Origin of the sequence: Bacillus sp. S4 (genome assembly GCF_040838205.1) — a bacterium.
Taxonomy (GTDB): Bacteria; Bacillota; Bacilli; order Bacillales; family Bacillaceae_G; genus Bacillus_A; species Bacillus_A cereus_U.
On sequence record NZ_JBFPJI010000199.1, the window covers coordinates 1 to 6,308 of the forward strand.

The following is a 6,308-nucleotide window of genomic DNA, read 5'->3' on the forward strand; positions in this document are numbered from 1 at the left end:
TTACATACCAATATATCATAACAGTCCTAACTTCGTAACTGATCGAAATAAAAAAAAGTGCAAGAAGAATACCCCTATTCTTCTTGCACTTTTTACTATTATCACAGTTATTAAAGCGTTTACAAATTATTTCAAAATAATTAGTAAATCCATTGATTCATTAATTTTGAGTAGTCTACTAATTCTTCTTCCTTAAAGAAAATAGCAATCTCGCGCTCTGCACTTTCTAAAGAATCCGAACCGTGGATAATGTTTTTCGCAACAGTTACACCGAAATCTCCGCGAATTGTTCCCATATCAGCTTCATGTGGGCGTGTTTTACCCATCATATTGCGTGCTGTATCTACTACATTTTCACCTTGCCATACCATTGCGAATACAGGGCCAGATGTAATAAAGTCTACTAATTCACCAAAGAAAGGTCTTTCTTTATGCTCACCGTAGTGTTGTTCAGCAATTTCCGGAGTAACTTGCATTAATTTTGCACCAACTAATTGAAAGCCCTTTTTCTCAAAACGAGCTACGATTTCCCCAATGAATGCACGTTGTACACCGTCTGGTTTTACCATTAGAAATGTTTTTTCCATAAAAAATCTCTCCACTTCTGAATTATGTATGTAATTGTATATCCCCACACACATAGTAACACCCTTATCACAATTGTGCAATAGTTTTGAAATAGAGAGATTATTTTATTTTTTAGAAAAATCACTAAAATTTTCGTTTTCCAATATACTTTGCAACATTTTGCAACGCGTACTTCGCCTGTCCACGAGGGAGTGGTTTTATTATTTCTAATGCTTTATGTAAATAACGTTCACTAAACGAAAATGCTTTATCAATAGCTTCGCTCGCTTTAATATCATCAATAATTTCTTTCATTTCACTTGCTGTTGTATTTTCATGCACAGATGTAATTTTCTGACGAAGAACTGGATCTTCCATGGCATACAAAACAGGTAATGTAATGTTACCTTGTAATAAATCACCACCAGCAGGCTTTCCAAGCTTCTCTTCTGTCGATACGAAATCTAAAATATCATCAATAATTTGATAAGACATACCAACAAAATATCCATACCAAAATAGACGATTTACAGTATCACGATTAGCACCAGCAGCAATCGCTCCCAACTGACAACTCGCGGCGATTAACAATGCTGTTTTTCGTTTTATCCTTCTTAAATACGTTCTTAAATTTTGATCATAGTTATACTTATCTTTAATTTGTTCGATTTCACCTTTACAAACTTCTAAAATTGTATGAGACAACGCTTGATGTGCATCTGGAATTTCTATATTTGTTATACATTCAAGAGACTTCGCAAACAAGTAGTCTCCTGTATACATTGCAATACGATCTCCCCATTTCGCATTCACTGTTGCGCTACCGCGTCGTAAAAACGCAGCATCAATGACATCATCGTGAACAAGCGAAGCCATATGAATAAGTTCTAATGCAACCGCAACATGCTTAATTGCATCTAACTTATAATCCCCAAATTTCCCTGCAAGCAAAACAAAAACAGGGCGAATCCGCTTCCCACCTGCTTCAATAAGCTGTAATGCCGCTTCTTCTACTAACGGCTGCTCAGAAGCAACTGTCTTCTTCAATTCTTTTTCTATAACATTAATATCCGATCGTAAAAAAGAGTACATAAGTTGTAACTTCATATTGTTCACCTTAACCTAAAACGTCTTTTTTCTTTTTTCTATTTTGATTCTGGTTTAATACCTAAATGCATAGCTGCTACACCAAAAGTAAATGGTTTCACTTGCACATTCTTAAGCCCAGCTTCTTCAAACATATTTGCTAACTCTTTCATCCCTGGGAATGTACTAGCAGATTCCTGAAGCCATGAATATTCTTTATAACTTTTCGCAAACATCTTTCCAAATAACGGCATGATATATTTAAAGTATAAGACATATCCTTGACGAAAACCTATCATCGTTGGTTGGGATGTTTCCAGGCAAATTACTTTTCCACCAGGCTTTACTACACGCGTCATTTCTTTTAATACTTGCATGTAATCCGGAACGTTACGTAACCCAAAACCAATCGTTACATAATCAAATGTATTATCTTCATAAGGAAGTTCCATTGCATTTCCATGCATAAGTTCTACTTGCTTTAATTCTAAAGCTTCTACCTTTTGTTTACCTACAGCTAGCATATTTTCGCTAAAGTCTAAACCGTAAACCTTCCCATCTTCCCCTACAGCTCCCGCTAGTGCAATTGTCCAATCTGCCGTCCCGCAGCATACATCAAGTGCTTTACTCCCAGGTTTCACATCCATAATTCGCATCGTTTCTTTACGCCATGCCTTATGCCTTTGAAAACTAATTACAGAATTCATCACATCGTATTTATCAGAAATTTTCTCAAATACGTCATGTACTCTTTCTTCTTTTGATTGTTGCATGCTCGTACCTTCTTCCAATGTAAAGTTGCTTATGTCCTTGATTTATCTCTTAACATAGAAATTATCTCATTAACTTCTGTATGATTCTCTAAAAAATTTTCTTCCTGCTTTCTCATTTCCATAAGCCATTCATTAATAACTGTTTCTAGATTTTTATCGTCATCCAATGAGATTTTTTGGACCGCTTGAAAAACAGGTGAATTTTGTTTATCCGCATACAATTGACACTCTTTTTGAAGACGATTTTTTCCTAACACATAAGTTATATATGGTTTCCAATTAGATAAATGAAAATGATCACATGTTTTTTGCAAAAGCGCAGATTCAATTATTACTACACTTTCCATTATGTCTTGAATCGCCACATGTGCTTTTTGATATAGCATAATTTTATGTTCATTAATCTCCTTAATTCCTTCAGCAAGTGCACGAATTAAGATAATATCACAATTCATTGACAATAAGTAATAGTATAGACCACTATAATAATCCCCTGCAAGAACTGTCAATTGACGACGCTTATGGAATCCACTCGTCTCTTCGTTTGCTTTATTTGATACTTTTTCATGTGTATCAAGAGCAATTTGTACAAGCATAATCGTTACTACATAATGAGCAATTTGTTCTTTATGTATATTTGCACTTTTTAATGCACCGTATAACAGCGCTATTTTTTCTTCATCAATAAATGGTTCTTCAATATAGTTTATAAAATAAGGATGGCGTAATTTCTCCATCAATTTTTCTTTAATACCCGCATACCCTCCGTAGATGTCACACACAAAAAATCACCCTTGTTTTCTAATTCATAAAATTTATTATAACACATACATTCTATTTTCTATAATCAAAACTTGGCTACTTCTGCCAAACTGCCCCCGAATAAAGCCTCACCTTTCATTCATACGAGTTATCTTCGTCTCTAACAACTACAAACATTCATTTCCACAAAAGGCAGAAGTAATTTTCACCCTTTATATTCTTGCTCTTTAACACTAAAACTATATCATTTTTTTGTATATAAAAAAAAGAAAAGCAGTTTCCCGCTTTTCTTTACTTCGTCTTAATAAACGATAAAATTTCACTACGTGCTGCTGCATCATTTTCTAACACGCCGCGCACCGCAGTCGTTATTGTTTTCGCACCAGGCTTTTTCACACCACGCATCGTCATACACATATGCTCTGCTTCTACTACTACCATTACACCATGCGGCTCTAGTACTTCCATAATAGAGTTAGCTACTGTTGATGTAATTCGTTCCTGTAGTTGCGGACGACGCGCAATTGTGTCTACAGTACGGGCTAATTTACTTAGCCCTGTTACTTTTCCACCTTGCGGAATATATGCAACGTGAGCAACTCCATAAAACGGAACAAGATGATGCTCACACATCGAATAGAATGGTATATCTTTTACTAATACAAGCTCTTCGTGGTCTTCTCCGAATACTTTGTGTAAATGCTCTTTCGGATCCTCATGCATCCCTGAGAATACTTCTGCGTACATTTTCGCAACACGTTTCGGTGTATCAAGTACTCCCTCGCGATTTGGGTCATCTCCGATTGCCTCTAAAATAAGACGTACTGCATGTTCAATTTGTTCTAAATTAACTTTTGCCATCCGCTAGCCCTCCCGAAAAACCTAAAAGTGATACGAACACATTCTAGCATATTTATGTTTTTAAAAGCAAAAAGAAGAGTTTCCAAAAAGGAAACTCTTCTTCCCTGTTAATATGTAAGGATTATTTAACCGCATCTTTTAACGCTTTACCAGGTTTGAATGCAGGTACTTTACTTGCAGCGATTTCAATCTCCTCACCTGTTTGTGGGTTACGACCTTTACGAGCCGCACGCTCACGAACTTCGAAGTTACCGAATCCGATTAGTTGTACTTTATCACCTTGTTTTAAAGCTTCTAAGATAGAATCAAAAACAGCGTCCACTGCTTTTGTTGCGTCCTTTTTAGAAAGGGAACTTGCTTCTGCAACAGCATTGATTAAATCTGTCTTGTTCATGCCATTCACCTCCTCCCAAAGATAAGACTGTATAATGATCATAAAATGAGTCTTACTTTCATTTGTAGGCAATTTTTGCAAATTCTATACTACAAAGATGTAGATAAATCATTATCAACGCCTATATTATACGATTCTCCTTTATAATTCAATATTTTTAAGGAAATTGTTACTCTTAAAATGTGAATTTCTGATGAAACTTGACAATTTACAACAAAATATTAGATAATGGCTGTTTATTTTTCTATTACGAACTCAAAAAGAAAAAAATCCCTCTGCAATTAGAGGGATTTTTTTCTTATAATATAATCGCAATTAATCCGCCAGATCCTTCATTAATAATTCTTTCTAGCGTTTCTTTTAACTTATAACGAGCGTTTTCTGGCATTAGTGATAACTTCGCTTGAATTCCTTCTCTAACAATAGAGCTAAGAGAGCGCCCAAATATATCAGAATTCCAAATTGATAGCGGGTCATCTTCAAAATCTTGCATCAAGTAACGAACTAGTTCTTCACTTTGTTTTTCAGTACCGATAATCGGTTCAAATGTTGATTCTACATCCACTTTAATCATATGAATAGACGGCGCAACCGCTTTTAATTTAACACCGAACCTTGAACCGTGACGAATAATTTCCGGTTCATCTAAGCTCATATCAGCTAATGCAGGCGCTGCTACTCCATATCCGGTTTGTTTTACCATCCGCAGGGCATCCGCCACTTGGTCATACTCTGTTTTCGCATGAGATAAATCGAGCATAAGCTTCAATAAATGATCTTTCCCTCGAATCTCTACTCCTACTACTTCTTTTAAAATTTGATCATACAATTCATCTGGCGCATATAAATCAATCTCTGCCACACCTTGCCCCATATCAATGCCAGCTAGACTTGCTCGATCAATAAATTCATATTGACTAAACTGCCAAACGACACGGTCCACATCACGAAGACGTTTTATATCCTTTACAGTCTCTTGAACCGCTTCCTGATAACTTTGGCGTAACCAATGTCCTTCATTTAGCACCATTACCCAGCTCGGAAGGTTTACATTCACTTCTAAAACCGGGAACTCGAATAACGCTTCTCGAAGTACGTTATACACATCTGTTTCTCTTAAACTCTCTACACTCATCGCAATTACTGGGATATCATATTCTTCTGATAAACTTTGACGTAACTGCTCCGTATCTGGATGATATGGCTGTACAGTATTGATAATCATAATGAAAGGCTTTCCTACTTCTTTTAACTCATTTACAACGCGTTCTTCTGCCTCTATATAATCTCTTCTTGGAATTTCACCAATTGTTCCATCTGTTGTAATAACGACACCTATTGTTGAATGCTCTTGAATTACTTTACGTGTTCCGATTTCTGCAGCTTCATGGAATGGAATAGGCTCTTCATACCAAGGAGTATTAATCATGCGCGGACCATTCTCATCTTCATATCCTTTTGCTCCTGGAACCGTATATCCAACACAATCTACTAATCGAATATTCACTTCAAGACCTTCATCTACTTCGATAGAAACCGCTTGGTTTGGAACAAACTTCGGTTCCGTCGTCATTATTGTACGACCAGCAGCACTTTGAGGCAGTTCATCCTGCGCTCTTTGACGGTCTGACTCATTTTCAATATTGGGAATAACAACAAGTTCCATAAACTTTTTAATAAATGTTGATTTCCCTGTTCGAACAGCTCCTACAACTCCAAAATAAATATCACCGCCTGTGCGTTCCGCAATATCTTTAAAAATATCTACCTTTTCCAAGTGATTCCCTCCCTCAATATTTTTGGGAATAATTCCACGTTTATAGTCAACTAATACCTTCTCTAACGTTGCCTATAATATCTGATAT

General features: G+C 36.1%; 7 protein-coding genes. All 7 read right to left on the reverse strand.

Going from position 1 to position 6,308, the window contains the following annotated elements; genetic code table 11:
• Positions 1–140 precede the first annotated feature (140 nt).
• Entirely contained in the window at positions 141–587 is a 447-nt protein-coding gene (gene ndk / locus AB3X48_RS16125) for a nucleoside-diphosphate kinase (protein WP_002064527.1), read from the reverse strand.
• A gap of 124 nt (positions 588–711) precedes the next feature.
• Positions 712–1,674: a heptaprenyl diphosphate synthase component II gene (hepT, locus tag AB3X48_RS16130; RefSeq protein ID WP_002011823.1), complete on the reverse strand. Its 963-nt coding sequence runs from the start codon at positions 1,672–1,674 to the stop codon at positions 712–714.
• A 38-nt stretch (positions 1,675–1,712) separates the two neighbouring features.
• Positions 1,713–2,426: a 2-heptaprenyl-1,4-naphthoquinone methyltransferase gene (menG, locus tag AB3X48_RS16135; protein ID WP_002158591.1), complete on the reverse strand. Its 714-nt coding sequence runs from the start codon at positions 2,424–2,426 to the stop codon at positions 1,713–1,715.
• 29 nt (positions 2,427–2,455) lie between these two features.
• Positions 2,456–3,208 carry a heptaprenyl diphosphate synthase component 1 gene (locus AB3X48_RS16140; RefSeq protein ID WP_246908557.1) on the reverse strand — a complete coding sequence of 251 codons (753 nt, stop codon included), beginning with the start codon at positions 3,206–3,208 and terminating at the stop codon, positions 2,456–2,458.
• Between the two features lie 271 nt (positions 3,209–3,479).
• Positions 3,480–4,049 carry a GTP cyclohydrolase I FolE gene (folE, locus tag AB3X48_RS16145; protein ID WP_001151479.1) on the reverse strand — a complete coding sequence of 190 codons (570 nt, stop codon included), beginning with the start codon at positions 4,047–4,049 and terminating at the stop codon, positions 3,480–3,482.
• Positions 4,050–4,170: 121 nt separating this feature from the next.
• A complete protein-coding gene (hbs, locus tag AB3X48_RS16150; RefSeq protein WP_001043860.1) occupies positions 4,171–4,443 on the reverse strand; it encodes a non-specific DNA-binding protein Hbs in 273 nt (90 codons plus the stop codon).
• A gap of 298 nt (positions 4,444–4,741) precedes the next feature.
• The gene (gene spoIVA, locus AB3X48_RS16155) at positions 4,742–6,220 is read right to left on the reverse strand and encodes a stage IV sporulation protein A (protein ID WP_000416521.1); all 1,479 of its coding nucleotides are present in this window, start codon (positions 6,218–6,220) and stop codon (positions 4,742–4,744) included.
• Between the last annotated feature and the right edge of the window lie 88 nt (positions 6,221–6,308).